This window comes from Chlamydiales bacterium (assembly GCA_031292375.1).
Taxonomy (GTDB): domain Bacteria; phylum Chlamydiota; class Chlamydiia; order Chlamydiales; family VFKH01; genus JARLHF01.
In genome coordinates this window covers 12013-37834 of record JARLHF010000020.1, presented here as the reverse complement: position 1 = coordinate 37834, position 25822 = coordinate 12013, and the positions used below count along the sequence as shown (strand labels likewise).

Below are 25822 nucleotides of genomic sequence, written 5' to 3'. Positions count from 1 at the left end.
AAATAAGAACTTGTTTGTGTATAAATCGTTTTAGTTGTTATGATAGCCTCATTTATTATTGAGATGTATAATGACAAAAGAAGACGAACAAACAGCAATTACTCCCAAGCGCCATGAAAATTACCCCGAATGGTATCAACAAATAATTAAACATGCCGATATGGCAGAAAACTCCCCCGTACGTGGCTGTATGGTTATAAAGCCTTGGGGTTACGCCATCTGGGAAAACATACAAAAAGAACTTGATAGACGCATTAAAGAAACAGGACATCAAAACGCTTATTTTCCACTCTTTATCCCTTTAAGCTACCTTGAAAAGGAAGCCTCTCATGTTGCTGGATTTGCCAAAGAGTGTGCTATAATCACACACCACAGATTGGAAGAAAAAAATGGAAAACTCATTCCAGCAGGGGAGTTAGAAGAACCCCTTATCGTTCGCCCTACGTCTGAGACAATTATTGGAGAGTCTTTTTCTCGCTGGGTTGAATCTTATCGAGACTTACCTCTTTTAATCAATCAATGGGCCAATGTGGTGCGCTGGGAGATGCGTCCACGTATTTTCTTACGCACAACTGAATTCTTATGGCAGGAAGGACACACTGCACACGCAAATGAAGATGAGGCTATTTGCGAAACACTCACCATGCTAGAAGTTTACCGCTCATTTTTAGAAGATGTGCTTGCTATACCCGTGATTGTCGGAGAGAAATCTCCAGGAGAGCGTTTCCCAGGAGCTCTCAACACCTACACTGTCGAAGCTATGATGCAAGATAGAAAAGCTCTTCAAGCAGGAACCTCTCACTATCTAGGCCAAAACTTTGCAAAAGCTGCAAATATTCGCTTTAGCAACAAAGAAGGAAGCATGCAACATGCTTACACCACATCCTGGGGAATGACTACCAGAACAATTGGAGCTCTCATCATGTGTCATGGAGATGATAATGGTCTCAGACTTCCACCACGCATTGCATCCAAGCAAATTGTCATCATACCCTTTGTGCCAAAACCTGAACTAGAAGAAGCTGTCCTTGCTTATGCAGAAAGAATTGCCAGTGAACTTAGAAAAGAAAAATTTTATGGCGAATTTCTCTCCGTTATTGTCGACAAACGTGATAAGCGCGGTGGTGAAAAAAATTGGGAATGGATAAAAAAGGGGGTACCTTTACGCATAGAAGTAGGTCCTCGCGACTTGGAAGCCCAAACGATGATGGTTGCAAGGCGCGATCAATCACATAAAGAAAAGACTTCTGTACCCTTCAATCAAATTGGAAAATCTGCAACTTTATTACTCCAAGAAATTCAAGATCACTACTTCCAAAAAGCCCTTCAACTAAGGGATGCAAACATTAAAACCGATATTACTACTCTTGAAGAACTCATACGCTTCTTTACACCAAAAAACCTGGAAAACCCAGAAATTCATGGCGGATTTGTTCTTGCAAAATGGTGCAAAGATGAAGCAAGTGAAAAGCTACTCGACGAACACAAGCTCTCTATTCGCTGTTTACCCATCAAACAAAGCGGTACAACAGGCACTTGCATTTTGACAGGCAAACCTGCAACACTCGATGCTATCTTTGCTAAAAGTTATTAGCCTTTTTTCTATAGTAAAAGGCTTTCATTTTTTCTTGGATGAGAGAGCTCTCTTCAAAGCATGTAGCACAAGCAGGCAGGCTCTGCAAAAAAAGCTTGCCATAAGCTTTATTTAAAAGGCGCGCATCTAAACAAACAACGCAGCCTCTATCTTTGCGATTACGTATAAGCCTTCCAAATCCCTGCTTAAACTTTACAATAGCACTTGGCACAGAATAATCCATAAAAGGATCTCCACCTTCTTTTTCTATCATCTCACTTCTTGCTTGAATGATCGGCTCACTGGGCACTTTGAAGGGCAATTTCATGATAATGACACAGCGAAGAGCATCTCCTACGACATCCACGCCTTCCCAAAAAGAATCTGTACCAAAAAGAACTGAGTGCTTTGTCTTTTTAAAATCATCTAACATAGCTTTGCGCATCCCTTCTCCTTGAACAAAGATGGGGTAGCGCGCTTGCACAAGCCTATCCTTAAGACAAGCATGACACTTCTGCAGCATCTGAAACGATGTAAAAAGAATAAATGCTTGACCTTGACTTGCCTGCAATGCGTTCCAAATGATTTCCGATGCCTTTTCAACAAAATCCTTATCGTTTGGAAAAGGAACGTCCTTAGGAATGACTAACAACGCCTGCTCTGCATAATTGAAGGGCGAGTCATATACTTTTTCTATCACTTTTTTATCTGTTTCAATAAGTCCTAAGCGCTTTTTAATAAAATGAAAAGATTTGTTCGTCGTAAGTGTTGCACTACAAAGAACGATCGTAGAAAATGGGTTAAAAAGTGCTTCTTGTAACACTTTTGCTATATTTAAATCTGCGCCTACTAGAAACATGTTTGTCACAGATCTAAAGCTGCGCATTTCCATCCATTTTACATGGTTTTCAAAAAACTCTTTAGAAACAAATTTTTCTAAATCCAGCATAACTTTTTTTAATCTAGATACAATGCCTTGAATATCAAGACGCACGCTCTTTGTTTTTTCATTTAGCTTATCATTTTTAAGTGCGTGTAGATCACTTTCCAAATGGATGAGTGTATCTATATAGCGCCTTAAATCTATAACCAATGCTTGCGCCTTAGGCTGCACTTCACTCAACCAAAATGCGTGCTCTAAATGCTCAGGATAAAGACGCCACTTAACTTCTCCTATTTCTTCACTCTTGCTCCTTCCAAGATGATTAAAAAAATAATAAGCTGCTTGAAATAGATCTTGAACTAAATGTGAAAGCACCAATTTTGCTGCAGTAAGGTCTATTTCTATTCGATTGACAATAGATATAATTTGCTCATGATTTTTTCTAAATGCTTCTTGGAGCTTTTCTAATAAAAAAGTCAGCTTACTTTGTCTTGTAGGGCCTTTTTTATCAGAAGACAATCTGGACAACAACTTTAATAAATCAAACTTAATAATGCGACTTGCAAAATACTCTGTAGCTACATCCTCAAGATGGTGTGCTTCATCGATTACCACATGCTCATAAGGAGGCAAAATCCCTCCTCCTAACTGTCCTATAGACTCTTTTCGACTAGATAAGTCCGCACATAATAGGTGATGATTGACAACAAGAACATGCGCATCCGAAGCATTCCTTCTCGCTTTAAAAAAATAACATTCTTTGTAATGAGGACACTCAGCATGACTACAAGCATCTGACTCTGCTAAAACATGCTCCCAGGTCGCAGAAGAAACTGTAAAGGGAAGTTCTGACTTTGACCCACCATGAGAAGATTCTCTCCAGAGAGCTAATTTATCTACTTCTTCTTGCTCTTCGATAGGAAGCAAAACTTTTTCTTGAATAGTATCTTCTAGTTTTCTAAGACAGAGATAATTATTCATACCCTTTACTAAAACAACCTTAAGATCTAATTTTAAAACATCAAGAAGAAAGGGAATATCTTTATTAAGAAGCTGCTCTTGAAGAGTAATTGTATGTGTAGAAACAACTGTGCGTTCTTGATTCTTTGCAGCCCACACAAGCGCTGGCATCAAGTAAGCAACACTTTTTCCAGTCCCAGTACCCGCCTCAATTAGTGCAATCGACTGCTCATTGTAAGCATCGATTACATCAGCCATCATCTCTACCTGTGCGCTTCTTGCCTCATATCCTTTGATATGAGCACTAAGCGCACCACCTGGGCGTAAGATAGAAAGAGTTGCTAGCTTATCTATAGAAAGGGAAGACTTACCCCCTTCTATAGCCTCAGAATCATTCATGCTACTCAGCTTCGATCAAATCTAAAAATGCTTTTAATTGCTTAGAACGCGTAGGATGGCGCATCTTTCGAAGGGCTTTTGCTTCAATTTGACGAATACGCTCTCTTGTTACATTAAACTCAACACCTACTTCTTCAAGAGTTTTTGGCTTACCATCAAGCAATCCAAACCTTTGAATCAATACAGTGCGCTCTCTATCTGTAAGAGATGTTAAAACTTCATTTATCTTATCTTTTAAAATCGAGTAGCCAGTTGCCTCGGCAGGTGATTCAACACCAGTATCTTCTAAGAAATCGCCAAATTGACTCTCACCACCATCACCTACTTCAGCTTGAAGAGAGATCGGATGCTGAGCAATCTTATAAATTTCTCTTACCCTTTCAGCGGTAATACCAAGCTCATTTGCAAGTTCTTCAGGAGAAGGCTCTCTTCCTGTCTCCATCATGAGCTTTTTAGCGCCTCTTAAAACCTTATTAATTGTTTCAATCATGTGCACTGGAATGCGAATAGTCCTTGCTTGATCAGCAATGGCTCTTGTAACTGCTTGACGAATCCACCACGTAGCATAAGTAGAAAACTTATATCCTCTTCTATACTCAAACTTCTCTACAGCCTTCATAAGACCCATATTACCCTCTTGGATAAGGTCTAAGAATGAAAGCCCTCTGTTCGTGTATTTTTTTGCTATCGATATGACAAGACGAAGGTTTGACTCGACCATCTCTCTTTTTGCTTCTTGGCTCTTGTCCATCCAGCGTTGAAGCATGCGCACATCTTTCTTAAAGTCATCCAAAGACCTTCCTGCAGCAAGCTCTCTTTTTAAAAGCCTTCTTTTTGCAGCCATAAGCTTAGCTGCGGCAAAGCGATTTTTCTCAGCTCTTGGAGTTAAATCACGAATTTCTTTTTCAAGCTGTAAAAAGCGATCATAGGCTCTTAAAATAACTTCGCCAAAATCTTCGATAATGTTGTGCCTAAAGCAAAACCGTCGAAGATAGGCTTGAGTACGGATGCGACACTTTTCAACATCTTCTTGTACTTTTACAATTTCACTCTTTTTAAGGTTTTGGCTTAAAAGAGTAGAAAGAAGCCCTTCCAATACAGAATCTTCTTCTTTTAAAAGCATTCCTAATTTGGGAAGAAGTTTTAAAAATTCTTGTTTGTCTTCAAGTTCTTTTTCTGCAATGATCTTATCAAAGCGCTCTTTGCTTTGTATCAAAAATGTACCAATAGAGATAGCTTCTCTTGTGGAATAACGAAAGCGCATAATGATACGTTCGATTTGAATCTGAGCTTTTTCGATACGTTTGGAAATTTCTACTTCTTCTTCACGAGAAAGAAGAGGCACTGATCCCATCTCCTTCAAATACATCCTAACAGGATCGTCTGGAGTGCCCTCAGCCCTTCTTACAATACCTTCAAGCTCTTTAGCCTCTTTTTTGCGCTCTTTTTGACGATCTACTTCAACTTGGTTGAGTACTTGGATGTCCATCCCGCTCAAGAAAATGAGTACTTGATCGATCTGCTCAGGGGAGTCAAAGGACATGGGCAGAACTTCATTAATTTCCTCGTAAGTCAAGTAGCCTTGCTCTTTGGCAAGGGCTACAAGCTCTTCAACTTTTTGTTGATTTTGAGGGTCGATTGTAGAATGATTAAAATTTGCTTTACTCATTTCTTCCTAAAAGTTGAGAAGGATAAGCCCTGTTGATTTTAAATTTGTATAGACCTACGGTGGTATGATATTCTGTTAATTACACACTTTTTGTCAAGGGATCATAAGCAACTGATGTGGACAGAACTCATTATCTTCAATATAGCTGTTATCGCTCTTCTTGTATTAGACTTGAATGTGTTTCATAAAAAACCTCATGAAGTGCGCATCAAAGAAGCGTGCTATTGGACGCTATTTTGGATCGCACTCTCTTTGCTCTTTTGCCTTGGGATTTATCTTTGGCAGGGAAAAGAACAAGCCCTCACTTTTCTTACAGCTTATTTAGTTGAAAAATCTTTAAGTATCGACAACATTTTCGTTTTTATCGTTATTTTTTCTTTCTTCAAAGTTCCAGAATCCTTAAAGCATAAAATTTTATTTTGGGGAATTCTGGGGGCTCTTATTTCTAGGGCCCTGTTTATCATTGCAGGCATTAGTTTAATTCAACACTTTCACTTTATTCTCTATCTATTAGCCATTTTTATTATACTAGCTGGCATAAAAATCCTCTTTAAAAAAGATAAAGAAGTCCATATTGAGAAAAACCCCGTTTTAAAGTTTATACGAAGGTATATTCCCATTACAAATGAATATGTGGGCGACAAGTTTTTCATCAAAGAAAATGCAAAATGGCTTGCAACACCGCTTTTCATCGTCCTTATCATGATTGAATCCACGGATGTAATTTTTGCACTCGATTCTATACCAGCAGTTCTTGCAATCACACTAGATCCCTTTCTTGCCTATACCTCAAACATTCTTGCTATACTCGGCTTACGAGCTCTCTACTTTGCTCTTGCACATATTCTTCCCTTATTTCATTACCTGCACTATGGAATTGGATTGATCCTCTCTTTTGTTGGCATAAAAATGCTTTTAAGCAACTTTTATCCCATACCTACACTTACATCCCTTTTTGTTATTACCACCATTTTGGGTCTATCTGTTACAGCCTCCTTACTATTTAAAAAATGAAACACTATGCAACTATACGCCCTCGATGAAAACCAAAAGCTACTCTTTGTAAAAGATGCATTAAAGCAAAAAGACTATATCTGCATTGAGTGTGGCTCAAATCTGCGTGTACGCCTAGGAGAACAGAGGCATGCACACTTTTATCACCCAGAAAAACCTTTACATTGCAGCCAAAGCGGTAAGAGTGAAACACACATTGCACTGCAGCTTCACTTGCAAAAAATCATTCCAGCATGCCTATTAGAAAAGAGAATGCCCTCCATTGGGCGCATTGCAGATGTTGTCTGGGAGGAGAAAAAGCTCATTTTTGAAATTCAATGCTCTTTTATCAGCAAACAAGAACTTTTACAAAGAAACCTCGATTACGCATCTTTGGACTACAAAGTCATCTGGATTTTGCATGACAAGACATTCAACAAACACACTTACCTAGCAGCAGAAAAAGCACTTATCCACCATCCTTTTTTCAGGACTAACTTTAACGAAAAGGGCTATGGCATCATCTATGATCAATTTGATCTATGTAAAAATAATTTAAGAACATCCATATTAAAACCCTTTCCAGTATCACTAAATGACATAAATCCTCTGCCAGCAATAAACGCTCCTCATCTACCATCTCTTCAAAAGCGCTCTACACTATGGCCCTACTATTTTAAAGGGGATTTAATGGATCTAGTTCTCATACAAAAGAAAGAAAAGCTTCTTCAAAAAATAATGGAAGAGGAGAAAATCCCCTCTTCCATTAAACACTCATCCATTCTATCTCTTACAAAGAAGGCCAAGACACTCTGTAGCATACTTATGAATATGATTCTTGAGCGTACATGCCGCTAACCATTTCTTAAGCGCCGATAAACCAATACTCTTAATAGATGAATATCATTTTGAAGAATCTTCTCCGTAGCATTCTCATCTTCAAATGTGTAGTGAACCAGACCCTTTATCTCATCACGTATCTTTGAAATACTCTTAAGCTTCTTTATATTTTCAATATCCTCTTTATTTAATTTTGCCAAAGTAGTGGCCACCTCTTGTTGTTCCTCACACAATTTCTGTAGCTCTTCTATGCTCTTTCGAAACTCCTCTTGTTTATCAAAAGCACACTGCCACTCATCTACCTGTTTTTTACATTTTTCAGAACACTCATTAAATTGTAGTAATAAGTCTTCTACTGCTTTAACAATTTTAGGCAACTCTTTTCTTAACTTACGTACCTCTGCATAATATACATCTTGAGGTTTTACTAATGGACCATTTTCAGAAGTGTAAGGCTTATCTAACTCAACCCGTGCAAGCTTTACAGGCATTGCCATTTTCTCTAAATTCTCCCTAAGATGTTTTATTACAATATTCAGCCCACAAAATTCCACTCTTATAACTCTTAAAGCCTCTTGCTGTTCTATTGAATTAGTACCAGGTTTTCTTTTTCGAAGAGGCTCTTCCTTCTTAGGAAGATTAGGATCTGGCTTCGGCTCTTCCTCTTCTACAGGAGCGCCTTTTGGTTGTGGAGGTATAGGATTGGGCGGAAGCGTTGTAAATATTATATCCAATTTATCAATGCATCCTCCTGACAAAAGGGCATTTCTTATAAGTGTTATTTTATCAAGAAATTCCGCCGTATGAAGATTGGAATCATTATAATAGGTAACAACAAGACCTTTTGCGATCTCTTCATTGTACCATTTGCCATCTCCAAACATACAATTAAAAATTCTTTGTGCCACAATCCAAATATGAGAAATTACTTGGGTGATTATGCCTTGTTTTGCACCAGATTCCTTTAAAGGTCCTAGCAAATAGAGCGCTTTATCTAGGTTATATCCATTTATAGTCATCATTCCTCCCAAGTTTATAATAACATTATTATAAATAGGATTTATTAACAAACTATAAAGACGCTATACTTCGGCTTCAATATTGACAAGAATGCCACTTACGCTAAGTTGCGGCTTTCTTGGATCTGCAGCGCTCATAGGCTCAATACAAACGTAAGAGGAGCCTTTTGGATGATAAAGTTGCCAAGAGTTTTCTTTTGTTGCAGAAACGTAGCGCACTACCAGCTGATAATCAGAAGTTGTTAGCCGAATACTTGCCATTAGGGGATGAGGATTTGCCAAAAATCCATAATCGGCAGCATTAGCAAGATCAAATCTCAGCTTTCCATTTTTAAGCCAATTGGAAGGTATTGTTTTGATAATTCCCTGGTCATTATACTGCTTTCCAACAGATGCTTCCACTGTTGCATTTTTCCCCTTATTATAATAATAGTGAAGACCTACAAGAGAGTTGTGACTACTGACAATAGAGTACTGTATGCAAAGCCCTGCATTACTCATTTCAGCAATGTAAACCATATTAAATTCTTGTCCCTCAATCTTTCCCAGGGAAATACCTTTCCATTCACTTTTAGAAGAGAGCGTTGCACGCACCATTTTATTTGTAAGTTTTTCAATTTTCCAAGGAACATAGCGTGCAATACCATGGGAAAAAGGCTCTTTTACACCTTGTTCTCGTAACAAATGAAAGTGCGGAAACAAATCTTCATCTTCAATATGGGGAATTGTATCTAATTTACGATGATGAAAGTGAGGACCAATTAAAGCGCCAAGACCTGCACATCTCTGTTCAAAAATTACACCTGTAGACTGGTCGATGATCTCTACATTACCATACTTAAAACTTACAAGATTCATGCCCTTTTCAGGGCAAAAAGTGACTTGCATCTCTTGGCCTTTCTTTGTCTTTTCTTTCAATGTAATCGTTTGCATTATGATCCTCGTATAAAGAGAAAACTAAAAGTTTTATAGAGAAAATGCAAGTTATTTTTTTACAGAAGAGATGATTGAAAGAAAATAGTTGTGAATCAACAGATCGTCTGTAAGCTCTGGATGAAAAGTGGATCCCAAGTGATTACCCTCTCTTACCAAAATGGGACGACCTTGGTAAGAGCTAAGCACATGCACCGTATCAGGATTCCATTCATGTATTTGGGGAGCTCTTATAAACACACCCTTAAACTTAATAGAGGAGCTAGAATCTAATTGAACTTCAATCTCATCTTCAAAAGACTCTTTTTGCCTTCCATAAGCATTGCGCTCTACCTTGATGTCTAAAAGCCCTAAAGAAATAACACCCTTGGAGAAGAGATCTTTAGACATTAGAATAAGTCCTGCACATGTGCCCCAAACAGGTTTTTCTTTTGCAAAAGCAATAATACTTTGCTCCATCTCACTAAATTCCAACTGCCTTGTAATGCAAGTAGACTCTCCTCCTGGAATAACAAGGCCTAAACACTTATCAAGGTCTGTAGCTTTTCTTATTTCTATTGCATCTACACCAAGCTTTTGAAAAGCTTTAATATGATTTCGAAAATCTCCTTGTAAAGCAAGAACACCTATTGTAAGCATATCTACCAGCCCCTTGTTGCAAGCAGCTCATCCTTTTTAAGAGTATGAATATCTAAGCCCTTCATTGCATCAGAAAGCCCCATAGAAATATTTGCCAAAATTTCTGGGTCATTATAATAAGTTGCAGCCTTTACAATAGCCTTAGCTCTTGCAACAGGATCTTCTGACTTAAAAATACCAGAACCCACAAACACTGTTTCAGCACCTAATTGCATCATTAAAGCTGCGTCTGCAGGTGTTGCAATGCCGCCTGCTGCAAAGTTGGGAACAGGTAGCTTTTGCTCTTTTGCAACTTTTTGAACCAAATGAAGAGGCGCTCCCATATCCTTTGCAACGCTATAAAGTTCTGTTTGATCCAATCCTGCAAGCATGCGTATCGACTTTACAACAGAGCGCATATGGCGCACAGCTTCTACAACATTACCAGTTCCAGGCTCGCCTTTAGTGCGTATCATTGCCGCCCCTTCTGCAATACGCCTTAAAGCTTCTGCAAGACTCCTACACCCACATACAAAGGGTATTGTAAACTTGTGCTTATCTATATGATTTTCCTCATCCGCAGGCGTTAGGACCTCGCTTTCATCGATAAAATCTACTTTCAATGCTTGCAATATCTGAGCTTCAACAAAATGGCCAATGCGACATTTTGCCATAACGGGAATACTTACACTCTCTTGAATACGCACAATCATCTCTGGATGGGACATTCTAGCAACACCGCCACTTGCTCTAATGTCAGCTGGGATTTTTTCAAGAGCCATTACAGCAACAGCTCCTGCATCTTCTGCGATTTTTGCTTGATCTGCGGTTGTGACATCCATGATGACACCCCCCTTTAACATATCGGCAAGGCCTACTTTAACTCTCCAAGAACCATACTCTTTTTCGCTCATATTTTTTGCTTTCCCTGCTTAATCCATTCTCGCATCTTTATAAAGTAAACAAAGACTAAGATCAAGATTACTGTATAAACAGCTCTTTTTGTTGGGAAACGCTTGTCCACTGAGGAAATTGCCGGATCTGACTTATTATAAAAAACAGTAAATACTTGCCGCTCTAACTCTTTTTTGTGCGGCTCTGCAGCAAAAGCATTGCGAAACAGATGGTCAAGTATAAAAGATTCACCCGTATAATGCTTTCCCTCTACAACATAAGAATAGTTTACAGCTACAGCAAAGCGATCATCATCCACTTGACCAACACTCAATCCTTCAATCTGACTACTAGTAGAACTGTTAAGTCTAAAATAACTATATAAATCTTTAATGGTACCACAGCAATACCACAGAACAATTCCTGCAATAAGAGCTAAGCCATATATACCAATTTTTTTGCTATTCTCTTTTAACCAAGCTTTCATGTTTCCCAAATTGTATAAAACTCATCTGGAAGATGCACTTCAAAACACATTCTCTTCTCTTTAGCTGGATGAATAAAGGAGAGCTTGTAAGCGTGCAAACAAAGGCGCTCAACAGGGTTTCTCTTAGCCCCATACTTTTTATCGCCAACAATTGGATGTCCATTATAGGCTGATTGCACCCTAATTTGATTCTTTCTGCCTGTCTCGAGAGTTATTTCAAGTTGAGTAAATTTTGCACTTCTCTTTGCAACTTCATAGTGCGTCACAGCAAATTCACCTACATGACTCTCTGGAAGACTATGCATCACATAATTTTCATCTTGAACCAAATAGCTTTGCCAAACGCCTTTCTCCTCTTTGATTGCACCTTCAACGATTGCAGAATAGTTTCTTTGCACTTCATGCTTTTGAAGCTGCTCTTTAATATTCCAAAGTGTTGCATCGTCCCTTGCAAACATCATGACGCCAGATGCCTCTCTATCTAGTCTATGAATTACAAATACTCTTCCTGGACGATAAAGATCTTTCAAAACGCTGTGTGCTGTATTCACGTCTTCATAATTTGCTTCTACACTTAAAAGCCCCGCTGGCTTATTGATCACGACAAGATAAGGATCTTCGTAAAGAATTTCTACATCTTTTTGTACTTTTTTAACTTTTGGCCAAAGACGCACCTCATCTCCGGGAATCACTTCCCTTGCAGCCTCTTTAACAACTCGGCCGTTCAGTGTCACACGCATCTCTTTTAATAATGAACGTATCGTAGTTCTTGAACTATCAGGGGATAACTTAGCAACTTGCTCAATGAGAGCACTCTTCTCTTCGCATATATATTTTTTCAACTTGTCCTCAAACAGATAAACTTAAACAAGAAAATCATAAAGCACATAGCTCATAAATAAAAGAGGGAAATCCAATGCAAACATTTAATTTAACAACTTGACGAATTATCTTACGTCGCGCTATAGTGCATGGCTTGAATACACAAACAAGAATTGAGGAACGATGACAAAAGATCCTAAAGCAAAAAAACCAAGACGTCCAACACCGCTAAAGCGTGATGATCAAGCTGAAAAGCGTCGTCTTATCAATAAATCATTCAAATCACGCGTACGCACAGCTATAAAAACATTTGATGAAACACTTTCTAAAGCTGATGCAGCGACTAAAAAAGCAAATCTCAATGAAATATACAGCCTGATGGACCAAGGTGTTAAAAAAGGCATCTACAAAATCAATACAGCAAGCCGTACTAAGTCAAGAGTTGCAGCCAGGTTTGCAGCGCACGCATAAAATCTCTCCTCCACTGCCTGGGTCTTTTCTCTCCAAGCCATTCCGGCTGCTAGACGACCCAGGCCATATACGTACAAACAAATTATACGCAAACCAACTTGCACTTAATTGCACAACAATTTACAATTATGTTTATATAAATTAGGTGCGATATGGATATTACTTTGGGCAGCAAACACTGGGATGAGAAGACAATTGAAAATAAGCTTGATGAACTTGCGCACTTCGATAAAAATGAAAGCTGGCTTAGTGCAGACCTTACTGTTCATAAAAAGGGATTTTTTACAAAGCTATTTTGGCGTATTTGTAAGTTATTTTATTCAAGTAATGATTTAAAAGAAGCTTCTTACAAATTAGAAACTTTTTCTTGGGCTGTACTAGCGAGCAAGAATCCTGCACTTTCACAAAAGTATAGAGATTGTATTGCTAAAATTAATACTCTCTCTCCCCAAAGATGTAGGGTTAACCCCTCAAAAAATATCGAACAACCAGCATCAACAAAAGTTTTAGTGCTAGATCCTTCTGTTGTATTATCTCCTGAAGAATTTGGCAATCTATTGGATAAACACCCAAATCTTACATGCCTGTATAGCAGTCGTAGTATCTATAATATTCATGGATGTAATTGGGCTAGTGGCACAGGCTGTGATTGGCTTACAGATGAGCATCTTAAAAAATTACAAAATCAAAACAACCTCAAGGATATCTGCCTATATAAATGCCCTAATATCACTGATGCTGGCATTACAGATTTAAAAGATTTACCATTAACATCTTTACGTATTATTTGCTGCCAGGGCTTTGATGGATCACATTTAAATTCTTTACCACCAACTCTTACGCAACTAGATTTACGAGGCAATACAATTGATGAATGGGCGCTTAAGCATTGCAAAAATACTAATCTACAAACACTACTGTTAGATAAAACTAATGTTTATAGCCTTAGAAACTTACCAAAAGAAATACAAGCGTCACTTACAACACTTAGCCTTTCTAATTGCTCAAATATTGATGCGTCCAGCTTTGGCAATAACAATGCAGTTCAACGAGCTACCTTTCCAAACCTCACTACACTATACTTATCTGGCTGTAGGAATATTCACGATTTTGATTTTTTAAAAAGATCTCCAAAGCTTCAAGGACTTGATCTTTCTTGTTGTTCACAAATTGAGCGACCCATAAACATCAACTCTATCCAGGAGTTAACAGAATTGCTTTGGATAGATCTTCGTAGAACAAATATCCGATATCAAGATGATATTATGAATCTTACTATTAATCGCAAGATTACCATAGCCTGGCCTCATTGTGTACTTCAGGAACCTTCTGAGCCAGAAGATGCTCCAAGATTTAGCGTAATTCCTATTCCAAAAAATGAACATGATTACGAGATAGGTAGTCATGTGTATTACTTAGCAGAAGAAGATCTTGATACAAAACAGTTAGAAAGAACAAGAATGGTAAATGGTCAGAGCTCTTACGATACGCCAGCAAATTATTGGCTAGGAAAATGGGACTCTATTGATAAAGAAGATGCTATGTACTCTATTCTGTCTGAGACTCGTTATATTATATAGTCCAGCGATGGCAAAGAGAGGAGATCCTACGGCTTGGCCTTGCAACACAATTAGCTAGAATTTTGTCGCTAGCAACGATTTTTAAAGACTTTTTTGCGCGCGTTACTGCTGTGTATAACGCTTCTTTGCCAAACTGCTCTGAACCCTCAGGAAGTGTGAGCAATACATGATCAAATTCGCTTCCCTGACTTTTATGTACCGATAAGCAATAACCATACTCATATGGGGGAAGCTCTCTTGGTAGAAACCTCTTTTCCTGAAAACACGCATAATCAATTTGCATATCCTCTCTAAAAAAAAGCAAACCAACTTCTCCATTGTAAAGCCGCTTTACATGATCGTTTGCACTCAGCATGATCGGTGCAACAAAGGGCTTCTGAAGACTTTTTGCCCTATCTTGCAATTTTAAGGCACATAGGCGATTTAATTCATCCACTCCTAAAAAACCTTTCCGAATAGGTGAGAGCACTCTAAAAGAACTAAACTCTTTTTCATCCTCTTGTGTACAGGGAAAATGATCTAACATGAGATGAATAATCTGCTCTTGCATTTGCTTAATTTCATCTTCCTTAAAATCAAATGGCTGCAGAGCAGGAAACAAAGATAATACTTTTTTAGTGTCACCCTCATTAATTGCTTTAGAAAGATTGATAATTGATTTTAACTCGCTTCTCATGCAATGAATAAGCTCTACGGTATATTCTGGAAGCATATCACAAAGGTCTGCAAAAAAACTACCAGACTCTACTGGAGGCAATTGATATTTATCCCCTATAAGCACGATACGAGAGCCTTTTTTTCTTGCAGACAAAAGCTTAATCATTAAACTTGCATCAATCATAGAACTCTCATCTACAATGATAAGATCTGCTGTAATAGATTCTAGCTCATCATCTAAAAGGCTACTTGAACTGGGCTTTATCCCAAGCAGAGAATGCAGCGTCTTTGAAGATAGGCAAGAAAGAAGTGTATCGTCACTTAATAACTTAGCTAAGCTGGCATGCAAATGCGCTGTAGCCTTTCCAGTGGGCGCACACACCACAATTTCATAATATTTTTTCTCATCTTCAGAAAGTGCCTCCCAAAGGGTATGTATCAGATGACTTGCTGTATACGTTTTACCAGTTCCTGGTCCTCCAGTAAGAATTGTAAGAGGATTCAATAAACTCTGCTCAATTGCTCTTGCTTGCAAGGGGAGTAGTTTTTTATCTTTCAATTGCCTCTCAAGCATATAAGTTACTTTCTCCAAAGCAATTTCAACTTCTACTTTATCTACTAAAATAGCTTTAAGTAGACTTAGAAACTGGGTTTCATAAGAGTAATAACGGGGTATATAAACGTAATCTTCTAAAGTATGTAAATGAGGCGAGCAAGCCACTTTTAAGCATGCTATAAGAGCATTCGTCTCTTCTTCTGCAACTTCCACTTCTGTAGAAAACCCCGTAAAATCATGCGGAGAAGGGATAATCTCATCTGCATTAATTTTTACCGCGAGATGTCCATTTCTTGCTGCCAGAAGCACAAAGGCAAGAAGATTTGCTTCTGCTGGTGTTTGGGCTTGCTTTGCAAATTCTGCTTCTAGATAAGAAAAATACCCTTTTTTTAAAAGCGTTTGAAAAAGAGAAAAGGAGAAAGCATCTATTTCTTTATTCTGCTCTTTTAAAAAAATTTGCTGTGCAAATCCTGTCATATCTGATAAATCCCACTTAAATTGTAAGGATCTTCTGAAATCCCGCGTAAAAAAAGATAATAAACGCCTCCAAAACATTCTTTAAATGGCCTTTTATCAACCTTTTTAAGGTACTTTTTTAACGCTGCAGTATAAATATTTGCTTGCAACAAGTAACCACATTCATTCATTGCAGATTTTAGATTTTCTTGGGCGTAGCTATTTAACACATTAGTTTTCCAATCTATAATGTAATACTTACCCCCTTGCTCAATAATTAAATCAATAAACCCCATTAAAAATCCAGACTCCTGGGTAATTTCTTCAATAACAACTTCTTTGTCCCAAGGGATTAAAAACTCCATTTCAACAAGTTTTTTATTATCAGGAATATCCTTTAAAGCAAATCCAGAGGGAAGATGCACAGATACTGTATGATTAATCATCAAAGCAATTGAGTCCTCATACCCTTCCAAATCAGTGCCTAAAATATAGGACAAAATCTCTTCTTTACTACATATCCCTACCTTATTTTCTAAAATATCATGAATGATCGTACCTGTAAGCATACCTCCTGGAACCATTTTTTCATGCTTTCCCATGATAACTTTATTACTACTTCCAGGAGTACAAGAAGAGTGCAGTGATGAAAAAGAATAAATTCCAAGCTTTTCTTTTGAAATTGCAAGGACTTTTGGCTCTACTAATAGAGGTATCTCTTCACTTGCTTGTACATATATCTCTATCTTATTTTCAATCATTTCACAGGAAATTTCTGGATGCATTCCTTCTAAAAACTGTTTGAGGCTATTTTTTGTAACTGCTCCGAAATGAGCATTGAGAAATAATTCCATGGGCGATGCAAACCCATCTGCCACCTGTTTTTGATCTTCATTAATCAACACAGGCACATAGAGCAACTCTTTTGCTCTGGTAAGTGCAACATAAAGCTGTCTTTCTTTTTCTGCATCTACCTCTTTCATATATTTTTGATAGGAAAAGGAGCCCTTTTTTGCGGCAACAAGCTTATCATTTTGAAAGACAGCCTCTTCATCATGCATTGTTCTATTAATCAAACCAAGGGCAAATACAACAGGAAATTCTAAACCTTTACTTCCATGAAGAGTGATTAGCTGAACCGCATTTTCACTTTCTTGCAAAATTTTTAAACCATCACTATTTTCTTCTAATTCTAATTCGCTTAAATAACTTAAAATAGCATGCGCACTAGACCTCCAAGATAAGCTCTTATTTTCTAAAATCAATTCAAATAGCTGCATAAGCTCTCTATAGAACTCAATACCTGCATCTCTTGCTAAAATCTCTTCTGATCTCTTTTCATTGAGTAATTCATGAAAAAATGCTGCAAAAGAATGCTCTTCAAGCACTACTTTCAACTGCTGAAGCTCTCTTAACAATTCTGATTCTAAACGTTCATCCTTATTTGCAACTTGCACGGCTGTTAAACCAAAGAGGGGAGTCATTAATAATTTAGGCAATATAGAAGGCTCATAAGGATCCATAAAAAAGTATAAAACCGCCTTCAAAGAGTTCCAGGCATCTCTATTCACAAGAGAATCACTTCTTTTAAATTGAACTTTTATTCCATGACTTTTTAAATAAGAGCCTATACGCACACCCTGATAGCGATCTCTTACCAATATGGCCATATCAGAAAACAGGAATTTACAATCTTTACAAAGCATTGCAATTTCCTTAGCAATATAGGGAAAAAATGCTTCTAATTCAATTGTAGGTGTAGGCCAGGCCTTACTTCTTCCGGGTGAAGAACTTGCTATAAAAAAGCGCAGTGGCTTATTAAAGCCCTCTTGTTTATGTGGAGCAGACTTTACTCTTTCGACATGCAAAAAAGATTGAAGAGAGGGCAAACTAATCCAAGGCTTTTCACAAAACAGGGCATTTAAAGCTCCAATCAATTTTGCAGAAGAGCGAAAATTTGTGTCTAAAAAATATCTATTTTCTCTTCCAAGCACATCTCCTGCGTGCAAATATGTATAAATATCTGCTCTTCTAAATGCATAGATAGATTGTTTTGGATCGCCTACCAAGTAGCAAATTGTCTTACTGTCTGAATTATCTAAAAAGCACTTCTGAAAGATATTCCACTGCAAAGGATCTGTATCTTGAAATTCATCGATAATTGCAGCTTTATAACGCGCTTGGATAGCATGGACAAATTCTTTTTTATCCATACTCTCATGCATTTTTCTTAAAATATCATCTGGCGAACATGCATCCTCAGTGCAGCTAGATTTAAGTTCCAAACATCCTCGTACTAAGCGTAAAATGATCTTATTTTCATCTCTTGCATCCTCTACAATAGGGTAAAGCATATCTTTAATCATATCTAGACAGGCTGGCCATATGGGCTTAGAAATATTTTTCTTAAGCTTATTATCCAAAAGTAACTCAACAATAGGCAGGCCCACTTCAATCAACTGATCAAAATCCTCGTAGGTAATTTTATCCTTTTCAAATAGCTGTATAAAATGTTCAATATGATCTAAAATTTCTTCTTTCACATTGCCTTGGCGGCTGCAAATTTCAGTATAAAAAGGAGCTATTGTTTTAAATGCCTCTAAAAGCTTGCTGCCATCCACTAAACGATTTTTCTTTAAACTATCAACGCATGCACAAAATGCACGATAAGATTGCGAAAAATTCGCATATTTTTCTGTTTTTTGTGCTCTTTGCATATACGAGGCAATTATTTTGATTAGCTTCTCTATAGAATACTGCTTCAAAATCAGTTGTAGCTGCGCTGTACTACATAATTCTGGCAACAGATGCAGTAAAAAGTCTTTTACAAGCTGCTCATCTTTTACTAAATAACTACAATCATCTGGGTTTAACACGGATACAGGAAGGCCTGCAAATACAAAATACTCCTTTAACATACGCGCGCAAAATGCGTGGATTGTAAAAATTTGAGCCTCTTCAAAACAGGAAAGAGCTATCTGTATACGAGTAATTGCTTGCTTTGTTTTGTTTTCTTTCATCAGCTCTAAGAGATATTCAGGAATACTTTCTTCTCTGTTAATTCCCTCTAAAATATCCAATAATTTACAAAGGTGAGAATAAATACGTATCTTTAGATCCTTTGTTGCAGCCTTTGTAAAGGTTACAAGTAAAATCTCTTGTAATTCTAGAGGCTCTTTTTCTATCAAAAGACGCCCTACAATATTTTCTATAGAAAATGTCTTGCCAGTTCCAGCAGAGCTCTCTAAAAAATGCGATTGAAAGCAATTCAACTTGCTACTTAAAACATCAAATCTCTGCATCTTTTCCATACCATCCCGATTTGACTTCTTTAAAAATATCTGTAGGGGCATTTTGCCATTTTGTAATTAAAAGATCAGAAGAGGGTAGATCATCCTTGTTACAGGCAAAATTAATGTAAGGATCAACAACCCCTATATACTCTTCTAGAGCCATTTTTACCTTATTTTTTAACTTTAAAGAAGCACTCTTCATCATATCTTCCGACCATTCAGAAGAAAATAAAAGAGGATTTTTCCTACAAAAATAGTAATAAGAGAGTAACTTTTGCAAAAGAGGGAAAGGATTTTCAAAAAATGCCTTTTTCTTTTTTCCATCCTTGCAAAAGAGTAGCGCCCTTTCAGACGGAACCTCTTGCAATGCATGAAGTACAAGATAGCTTGGAAGCTCTTTAAGAGCCTCTTTAAATTGATCTTTTCTAAACGAAAGCAACCCTTTAGAAGAGATTTCTTCAATTTTTCCTGTAATCAATACAGACCCATTTTCAAATGGTATACTAATTGGAGGGGACAGAATCGTATTATAAGAAACTTGTGTTTGCTTTCTACATTTCTCTTTCAAATGTATTTTTACAATTGATTCTAATCCAATACCTTGTTCATACAATTCCTGATGCAGTTTTTCGACTTCTTCTATGATGTGCTTCTTGGAAAGATTTTTGAACAAGCCCTGAGAAAGTTTATTTTCTTTTTCTAAAACAGCAAAAATTTTCTCTAGTGGATGTCTTAGAGAGGCTTTTTTAATCTGATAGAGTAAGAGAGGGGATAGTAGGCTAATTTCATTATCTTGCATTTTCTCTTCTTGAGACAAATATAAATTCAATTCTTGGTTAAGATACAGCTTTAAGGGATTTGCAAGAGCCGCTTTTAAATCACTTATCTTCACAATAGCATTTTCTTTGCTATGTGGATCGATAATTACGTCTGCATGCACAAAAAAATCTGGAAAGGGACGAAAGGGAGCGCATCTATCTTTTTTATAATAAGCCTTTGCTAAAGCATAAGCCGATTGTGAGCACATATTTTGCTTCGAAAAATAAGATGCGGCAAATGCATCTAAAGGATGATTTACCACTGTAAGTGGTACTGTAAATGCATTTTTATTATAACTTAAAAATTCCGTAATAAATTGACTATGCGTTGCACTATCCTCATCTTTACCTTTAGAATAACTCATAATAAAATGTGATCTTGCTGAAAGAAGCGCTTCCAAAAATAAGTACCTATCATAATCGGCACTTGTCGGAGAATAGTCACTATCTTTATAAAGACCTCTAAAATCCAGCAGAGATTTATGATTTTTTCTTGGAAATGCCTCCTCATTCAAGCCTATCAAACAAATCACTTTTGCAGGAATTGCTCTCATTGGCAAAAGAGAGCAAAAACGAACAGCTCTCAACTTATTATCATGTACAGCAAAAACTTCTTCTTGAAGCATTTCTTGTAAATGTGGACGAATAGACACAAAGCTAAATTTTATGTTCTCACTACTATCTAAAAAATAATCTGCTTTAGAAAGAAGCGTGAATTTATCAATTAAATAATTCCACTCTTCTATTTGTACTTTACTTTCATTGAAAATAAAATAGGCTTGTAACAAGCATTTTAAGTATGCGCTCCATTCTTTCAAAGAAAACATACTTCCATCTTCTAAAACCCTTAAATCTGACCTCAAAGATCTTAACAATTCTTGCCATTTACCAAGAAGGCTTGCCATTGTAAAGCTTTCTTCAGCAAAGGATTCGCTATCTGATCCAACAAGATCCTTCATAATGCCTTCAAAGCACTGCTCCCAAGTAGAACGGATAGAGACATCAAAATCTCTTCCATAAAGCCTTTGCAGCATCTCTTTTCTATGATCATTATCATTGCCCCAGCTAAGATGCATTTTTCTTGTCCACTTCTCAATCTCTTGAACTTGACTATCTGAAAATGTATGCTTTTTTTGAAATTGTGGGTGCTGCAATAAGGCCATAAGCGATGTAACGCTCCATCTATTATCTAAAAGCCCTAAAAGAAGAAGCATACCTTCTGCATAACTATTTTGTTCTGCAACTTTAACATCTAACAACTGAAAATCCATGAGGCTCTCTTTGCAACCAAAAATGGCTTTAATATGAGGCGCATACTCTGCAATGGATGGGGCCATAACAACAACATCATCTAATAAGAATTGATTCGCTGAAACAATCGAGAGTATTTTTTCATAAAGGATTTGTACTTCTCTATACTTTGAGGGGGCAGCATATACTTGTACTGAATCATCATCTTTTGCAACATCAACCCTTACAGAAGCTCTTGGATTACGCATGAATAGTATATCAGCCTGTATCTTTTGCAATCTTTTATCAAGAGCTTCCTCAAACAATACAACTTCATTATTTTCCCACTCCTCATATACAGGAGCCAAAGGACTTGGAAGCACATAAGAGGAGTAGGCAAAAGACTCCTCTTCTTCTATCATAGAAAAGAACTTTCTTCCCACTTTTCCAAAGTTTGAAAGTAGTGGATTTGTATTGCTTACATAATCAAAAAGATCGTTTTGAGTGTTTTCTTTAACTTTTCTTTTCTTCCACTTACCTTGCAAAGAAAGTGTTTCTCGACTTGTCAGCGTATCTGTCCAAAACAGGGGCGTAGGTGACAATAAATGCATATAGACAGGAGTTGTTCTTGCAAGCTCTTTAAAAAAGTTGAAATAAATTTTTGCAATATAGCTTAAGCAAAAAATATGCACCTGGATGTTATGCTCTTTTGTACTTTGAAAAGGTATATTTTCTAAATGTTTATAAGGATAATTATCACTAAAAATACGCATCCATAAAAGGCTTTGGTATCCATCTAAAAGTGGATTTTCTTGCCATCTCTGAAGCATGTGTGCAGCTGTTATTCCATACTCCAAAAATAACTCTGCAAGGCTATTACAAATACCAAGCAATCTTTTTGTTACACTTTCAGGCCATTTTTCATTTTTTTGAGGATCTACTTGCAAATAAGAAAAAAGTTCATTCCAAGCCTTTTGCTCTACACCCAATGTAGAAAATAAAAAAAAAGCTTTTTTTATTTCCATTTCAAGGCGAAATACAAGTGCCATCTTGTTTGTAAAAGTATCAAAAGAATAAGAAAAACAAGACCTTGAAAGCATACCAACTGCTTGCTTTACATAAGTAAAATGCAATCCCATAGCCATGCCCGACTTTTTATCCTCAGCAAGACGAAGCATCAAAAAGCGCTTCATAGAGGCACTTGGAACAATAACAATACGTTTTGTAAACGCATCTGTATCTTCACAAAAAAGCAGATTCCTCAAGCCCTCATAAAGGACCTCTACACGATTGCTATATATGTAGGTAGGAAATGTTTTCACAATATACTTATATTAAATGAGTTGCAAAATTAAACAGATTAGAATTTAAAGCAATTTACGCAATAAAACTTATTACTTATATCATTTTTTACAGCTATAAGCACCATAATCTTTTTGACGCTAGTAAACGAGATAAAATATACACAAACAAGTTCAAGAATTGTTTTTTGAACTTGTTTGTGTATATAGTTTTTTTGATATATTCTTTGTGTTTTTTAATGACTATTGGGCATATGTTTTGGCAAATATTATATTGCTTGTACTATTGTCATATTATGAGGTGAGTCCATGAAATCTTATTCTACTTCAGAAAAACTTCTTCTTGAAGAAGTTTTACAAGCTGCTAAAAAAACTAAAGCTGTATGAAATATTACAAACTATATCCTGCACCATAATCTTGATTTACTTGATCTTTATACATAAAAATTACAATAGTGATATAAACAAATAAAGAAGGCTTTTGTGAACATAAGTAATATCATATCTTACTGTTTCAATCCACGTTATAAAGAAACAAATGCATTAAGTACTTACAAGAATAGTAGCTTTTTTAAAAAATTTGCGATTGCCTTAATCACATTAACAATGGGCATTTTAACAGTTGGTATCGGAGCATTGGCTACATTTCGTATAACAGTTGGCCTCATGAACCAAACCACGCAAAAAACAGACCAGAAGGCTCAAGATATTTTAAATCCCAAGAGAGCTGCCCTTATCCAAGCACTTACTCAAAACCCAGCTTCACTTTTAGATGAAAATGGAAAAATGAAGGAATATCCAGGCATTGCAGAATGCCATTGCCACCCCTCTTTATCAAGAAATAAAGACTCTGACTCTCGCGGAATCTTCGAGACACAACTGATAGAATTAATATCAAAAGAATTTCATTCTAAGAAAGAGCCTCTCTGGATTTGCAGTATTGCTCCTGGTTCTTGCTTCCAAGAAATCGTATTACACGCTAAATTGACAGAACTTGGCTACCAGGTTAACTGGATCTTGGCTGACCCAGACTATTTACTAAAAACTAGTGATGAAGACAAAAAAACCTCCTCTTCGATAACCACTAATACCTTAGACCAGGCAAAACAACTATTTCAAATGATTGATCCTAAATCAGAGATCATAAATGGACACGACTTTGAGCACTTATTCGGATCTCTTGAAAGCACAAATCCACAATTTAAATATCCCACACCTCAAGTATTCTTAACTATTGATTCTGGACTAGGTGGTAATCTTATGCCCATAGATAAAGAGAAATTTGACAAACATGCCCATATCCTCCCAAAACGATTCAAAGATAACTACTCAGGCTATATTAACTTACTAAATAAGCTAAGAATCCAAGTAGAGACTTTAGAAACGGCAAAAATTTGCGGTATTTTGGAAAAAGACGCAGGCAATGTTAAAGCCTTTCTACAATATTATCCCGATTCTTCCAAATAAGAAAGACATTCACTTTATACACAAACAAGTTCAAGAATTGTTTGTGTATAACTCCCTCTTCTTAATATAATTGCTTCGTTACAAACAACGTAAAGACTAAGCATGAAAATAAAACCCTTTACCTTTTTAAATGCGACACAGTTTTTGGGGGTTTTTAATGACAACCTCTTTAAACTTCTTCTTATTTTTGCGCTCATCAACATTCAGGGTATAAAGCAAAGTCAAACAATTTTGTCTCTTGCAGGAGCCATCTTTGTGCTACCCTTTCTTGTTCTCTCTATTCCTGCAGGAACACTTGCAGATCGCATCAGCAAAAAGGTCATCATTATCTATGTCAAAGCAATTGAGCTTGCAGCGGCCATACTCGGTGTCATCTCCTTTGGGCTAGAAAGTGCTCTTGGTCTATACTCAGCTCTTTTTATACTGGCAATATCTGGTGCTATTTTTGGTCCTACCAAGTATGGCATTGTTCCAGAACTTGTTAAAAAAGAAGAGCTCTCTAAGTCTAATGGTTATCTATCTTCATTTACCTTTCTCGCCATTATCATTGGAACATCTGCTGCTGGACCACTTGTAGAGGCCTCTGACAGAAACTATTTTTTTGCATCTTTTGCTTGTTTAATCTTAGCAATTATTGGAATGCTTACAGCTATAAAAATCCCCCATACACCTGCTGCCAGCTCCTCTAAAAAATTTACCCCCTTCTTTTTTTTAGAAGTTATTCATAATCTAAAAGAAGCAAGCAACATCAAGTATCTCCTTGTAGCTATTTTTGGATCTGCTTATTTTCTTTTTATTGGAGGCTTTACTCAGCTCAACATTATTCCCTATGCTGTATACTGCCTTGGACTTTCAGAAATAGAAGGAAGTTATCTTTTTTTAATCACGGCTCTTGGAATAGGTATAGGATCTCTTGTAGCTGGAAAGCTATCTGGAAAAAAAGTTCAACTTGGCCTATCACCCATTGGCGCTCTTGGAATGTCTATCAGCGCGCTCACATTAAGTTTTTGTGAGCTAAATTTTTACCTTCTCTTCTTAGCTCTTTTCTTTCTTGGAGCCTTTGGAGGAATCTATTTAATCCCACTAGACTCCTACATACAAGCTGCAAGCCCAAACAACAAGAGAGGGCAAAATGTTGCTGCTAACAACTTAATGGGCTTTACGGGCGTTTTATTCGCTTCTTTTCTTCTCTATCTAATCGGCAATATTCTTGGGTTTTCTGCCAATATTGGCTTTATGTGCATTGGCATCATAACAGCATTTGTTACCCTTCTCTTCTTCTATCTTTTAAGGTTCCCTCTAAAAAGCCTTTTTGGGTACTAGCGAAAACTCCTTGAGCTTCTTGTTTGCTCTGCTTGTGACCGAGCTTGCAAATCTTGCTGTAAAGGATTTACTCCCTTTACAACCAGTAAAGCTTTCATAATAGCTTGCTGATCCAAGTCAGGACGAGAACTTGATCCTACAACAACATAACCTACAATTGCATTACTTTTGTCTGCCAAAGGAAATGCAACACTATAGTTTGCGCTACTAGCAGCCGCTTGAGCATTACTCCAAAGAACAGCTGTTGTATTAGGATTGGAAGCTACGCTACCATGATAAAACTGTACTGTAAGTGTAGGCTCACTCATACTAGAATTTTTGGTAACTCCATATACAGCAACGCCTCCAGCAACACCTGCCTCATTATACCCATTTAAAATAATAGACAATTTATCATGTATCCTGCTCTCTGCATCTTTAAGGCTTATATTTACAGATGTAAGCGTTGGAGACTCCTTTTTAGCAGGTGGATTTGTAGCAGTAACCTGTTGTTGGCTTGAAAAAATCACAAAGGAAACAACAGCTCCTAGAATAGCAAAACACGTTAACTTAAATTTCATAACTACCTCTTTTAATGATT

General features: G+C 37.0%; 19 protein-coding genes. 7 read left to right on the top strand and 12 right to left on the bottom strand.

Annotated features, from left to right (window positions below; all coding sequences use genetic code 11):
* Nucleotides 1-70 precede the first annotated feature (70 nt).
* Entirely contained in the window at nucleotides 71-1594 is a 1524-nt protein-coding gene (proS, locus tag P4L16_03275) for a proline--tRNA ligase (GenBank protein ID MDR3624145.1), read from the top strand.
* Here the strand turns inward: proS and P4L16_03270 are convergent.
* Nucleotides 1581-3815: a helicase C-terminal domain-containing protein gene (locus tag P4L16_03270; protein MDR3624144.1), complete on the bottom strand. Its 2235-nt coding sequence runs from the start codon at nucleotides 3813-3815 to the stop codon at nucleotides 1581-1583. The genes proS and P4L16_03270 overlap by 14 nt on opposite strands.
* A gap of 1 nt (nucleotide 3816) precedes the next feature.
* Nucleotides 3817-5484, bottom strand: a complete 1668-nt coding sequence (locus tag P4L16_03265; protein ID MDR3624143.1) for an RNA polymerase sigma factor — start codon at nucleotides 5482-5484, stop codon at nucleotides 3817-3819.
* 114 nt (nucleotides 5485-5598) lie between these two features.
* Between P4L16_03265 and P4L16_03260 the strand changes: the two genes are divergently transcribed.
* Together P4L16_03260 and P4L16_03255 are read left to right on the top strand one after the other, a co-directional pair.
* Nucleotides 5599-6498 carry a TerC family protein gene (locus tag P4L16_03260; GenBank protein MDR3624142.1) on the top strand — a complete coding sequence of 300 codons (900 nt, stop codon included), beginning with the start codon at nucleotides 5599-5601 and terminating at the stop codon, nucleotides 6496-6498.
* Nucleotides 6499-6504: 6 nt separating this feature from the next.
* Nucleotides 6505-7335, top strand: a complete 831-nt coding sequence (locus tag P4L16_03255; protein MDR3624141.1) for a competence protein CoiA family protein — start codon at nucleotides 6505-6507, stop codon at nucleotides 7333-7335.
* Here the strand turns inward: P4L16_03255 and P4L16_03250 are convergent.
* From P4L16_03250 to P4L16_03225, 6 genes are read right to left on the bottom strand one after another with little or no spacing between them, the layout of a single operon-like run.
* Nucleotides 7332-8339: a hypothetical protein gene (locus P4L16_03250; GenBank protein ID MDR3624140.1), complete on the bottom strand. Its 1008-nt coding sequence runs from the start codon at nucleotides 8337-8339 to the stop codon at nucleotides 7332-7334. The genes P4L16_03255 and P4L16_03250 overlap by 4 nt on opposite strands.
* A gap of 60 nt (nucleotides 8340-8399) precedes the next feature.
* Nucleotides 8400-9269: a hypothetical protein gene (locus tag P4L16_03245; protein ID MDR3624139.1), complete on the bottom strand. Its 870-nt coding sequence runs from the start codon at nucleotides 9267-9269 to the stop codon at nucleotides 8400-8402.
* Between the two features lie 51 nt (nucleotides 9270-9320).
* Entirely contained in the window at nucleotides 9321-9908 is a 588-nt protein-coding gene (gene pdxT, locus P4L16_03240; protein MDR3624138.1) for a pyridoxal 5'-phosphate synthase glutaminase subunit PdxT, read from the bottom strand.
* 2 nt (nucleotides 9909-9910) lie between these two features.
* Nucleotides 9911-10801, bottom strand: a complete 891-nt coding sequence (gene pdxS, locus P4L16_03235; protein MDR3624137.1) for a pyridoxal 5'-phosphate synthase lyase subunit PdxS — start codon at nucleotides 10799-10801, stop codon at nucleotides 9911-9913.
* A complete protein-coding gene (locus P4L16_03230) occupies nucleotides 10798-11268 on the bottom strand; it encodes a hypothetical protein (GenBank protein MDR3624136.1) in 471 nt (156 codons plus the stop codon). Before P4L16_03230 ends, pdxS begins: the two co-directional genes overlap by 4 nt.
* Nucleotides 11265-12110 carry an RluA family pseudouridine synthase gene (locus P4L16_03225; GenBank protein MDR3624135.1) on the bottom strand — a complete coding sequence of 282 codons (846 nt, stop codon included), beginning with the start codon at nucleotides 12108-12110 and terminating at the stop codon, nucleotides 11265-11267. Before P4L16_03225 ends, P4L16_03230 begins: the two co-directional genes overlap by 4 nt.
* 163 nt (nucleotides 12111-12273) lie before the next feature.
* Between P4L16_03225 and rpsT the strand changes: the two genes are divergently transcribed.
* Together rpsT and P4L16_03215 are read left to right on the top strand one after the other, a co-directional pair.
* Nucleotides 12274-12561 carry a 30S ribosomal protein S20 gene (gene rpsT / locus P4L16_03220; protein MDR3624134.1) on the top strand — a complete coding sequence of 96 codons (288 nt, stop codon included), beginning with the start codon at nucleotides 12274-12276 and terminating at the stop codon, nucleotides 12559-12561.
* Between the two features lie 152 nt (nucleotides 12562-12713).
* Nucleotides 12714-14141: a hypothetical protein gene (locus P4L16_03215; protein ID MDR3624133.1), complete on the top strand. Its 1428-nt coding sequence runs from the start codon at nucleotides 12714-12716 to the stop codon at nucleotides 14139-14141.
* Here P4L16_03215 and recD read toward each other — a convergent pair.
* Genes recD through P4L16_03200 form a run of 3 tightly spaced genes read right to left on the bottom strand, consistent with a single transcriptional unit; the run spans nucleotide 14134 to nucleotide 22473 of the window.
* Nucleotides 14134-15831 carry an exodeoxyribonuclease V subunit alpha gene (gene recD, locus P4L16_03210; GenBank protein MDR3624132.1) on the bottom strand — a complete coding sequence of 566 codons (1698 nt, stop codon included), beginning with the start codon at nucleotides 15829-15831 and terminating at the stop codon, nucleotides 14134-14136. The genes P4L16_03215 and recD overlap by 8 nt on opposite strands.
* A complete protein-coding gene (locus P4L16_03205; protein ID MDR3624131.1) occupies nucleotides 15828-19121 on the bottom strand; it encodes a UvrD-helicase domain-containing protein in 3294 nt (1097 codons plus the stop codon). Before P4L16_03205 ends, recD begins: the two co-directional genes overlap by 4 nt.
* Nucleotides 19099-22473, bottom strand: coding sequence for an exodeoxyribonuclease V subunit gamma (locus tag P4L16_03200; protein MDR3624130.1), 3375 nt, complete (start codon nucleotides 22471-22473; stop codon nucleotides 19099-19101). Before P4L16_03200 ends, P4L16_03205 begins: the two co-directional genes overlap by 23 nt.
* A 462-nt stretch (nucleotides 22474-22935) precedes the next feature.
* Between P4L16_03200 and P4L16_03195 the strand changes: the two genes are divergently transcribed.
* Nucleotides 22936-23919 carry a hypothetical protein gene (locus P4L16_03195; protein MDR3624129.1) on the top strand — a complete coding sequence of 328 codons (984 nt, stop codon included), beginning with the start codon at nucleotides 22936-22938 and terminating at the stop codon, nucleotides 23917-23919.
* Nucleotides 23920-24021: 102 nt separating this feature from the next.
* A complete protein-coding gene (locus P4L16_03190; protein ID MDR3624128.1) occupies nucleotides 24022-25242 on the top strand; it encodes an MFS transporter in 1221 nt (406 codons plus the stop codon).
* Here P4L16_03190 and P4L16_03185 read toward each other — a convergent pair.
* The gene (locus tag P4L16_03185; protein MDR3624127.1) at nucleotides 25239-25802 is read right to left on the bottom strand and encodes a hypothetical protein; all 564 of its coding nucleotides are present in this window, start codon (nucleotides 25800-25802) and stop codon (nucleotides 25239-25241) included. The genes P4L16_03190 and P4L16_03185 overlap by 4 nt on opposite strands.
* Nucleotides 25803-25822: the final 20 nt, after the last annotated feature.

Excerpts from the sequence above, each read along its gene's own strand:
- proS (MDR3624145.1), top strand. The coding sequence starts at position 71 with ATGACAAAAGAAGACGAACAAACAGCAATTACTCCCAAGCGCCATGAA.
- P4L16_03270 (MDR3624144.1), bottom strand. The coding sequence starts at position 3,815 with ATGAATGATTCTGAGGCTATAGAAGGGGGTAAGTCTTCCCTTTCTATA.
- P4L16_03265 (MDR3624143.1), bottom strand. The coding sequence starts at position 5,484 with ATGAGTAAAGCAAATTTTAATCATTCTACAATCGACCCTCAAAATCAA.
- P4L16_03260 (MDR3624142.1), top strand. The coding sequence starts at position 5,599 with ATGTGGACAGAACTCATTATCTTCAATATAGCTGTTATCGCTCTTCTT.
- P4L16_03255 (MDR3624141.1), top strand. The coding sequence starts at position 6,505 with ATGCAACTATACGCCCTCGATGAAAACCAAAAGCTACTCTTTGTAAAA.
- P4L16_03250 (MDR3624140.1), bottom strand. The coding sequence starts at position 8,339 with ATGATGACTATAAATGGATATAACCTAGATAAAGCGCTCTATTTGCTA.
- P4L16_03245 (MDR3624139.1), bottom strand. The coding sequence starts at position 9,269 with ATGCAAACGATTACATTGAAAGAAAAGACAAAGAAAGGCCAAGAGATG.
- pdxT (MDR3624138.1), bottom strand. The coding sequence starts at position 9,908 with ATGCTTACAATAGGTGTTCTTGCTTTACAAGGAGATTTTCGAAATCAT.
- pdxS (MDR3624137.1), bottom strand. The coding sequence starts at position 10,801 with ATGAGCGAAAAAGAGTATGGTTCTTGGAGAGTTAAAGTAGGCCTTGCC.
- P4L16_03230 (MDR3624136.1), bottom strand. The coding sequence starts at position 11,268 with ATGAAAGCTTGGTTAAAAGAGAATAGCAAAAAAATTGGTATATATGGC.
- rpsT (MDR3624134.1), top strand. The coding sequence starts at position 12,274 with ATGACAAAAGATCCTAAAGCAAAAAAACCAAGACGTCCAACACCGCTA.
- P4L16_03215 (MDR3624133.1), top strand. The coding sequence starts at position 12,714 with ATGGATATTACTTTGGGCAGCAAACACTGGGATGAGAAGACAATTGAA.
- recD (MDR3624132.1), bottom strand. The coding sequence starts at position 15,831 with ATGACAGGATTTGCACAGCAAATTTTTTTAAAAGAGCAGAATAAAGAA.
- P4L16_03205 (MDR3624131.1), bottom strand. The coding sequence starts at position 19,121 with ATGGAAAAGATGCAGAGATTTGATGTTTTAAGTAGCAAGTTGAATTGC.
- P4L16_03190 (MDR3624128.1), top strand. The coding sequence starts at position 24,022 with ATGAAAATAAAACCCTTTACCTTTTTAAATGCGACACAGTTTTTGGGG.
- P4L16_03185 (MDR3624127.1), bottom strand. The coding sequence starts at position 25,802 with ATGAAATTTAAGTTAACGTGTTTTGCTATTCTAGGAGCTGTTGTTTCC.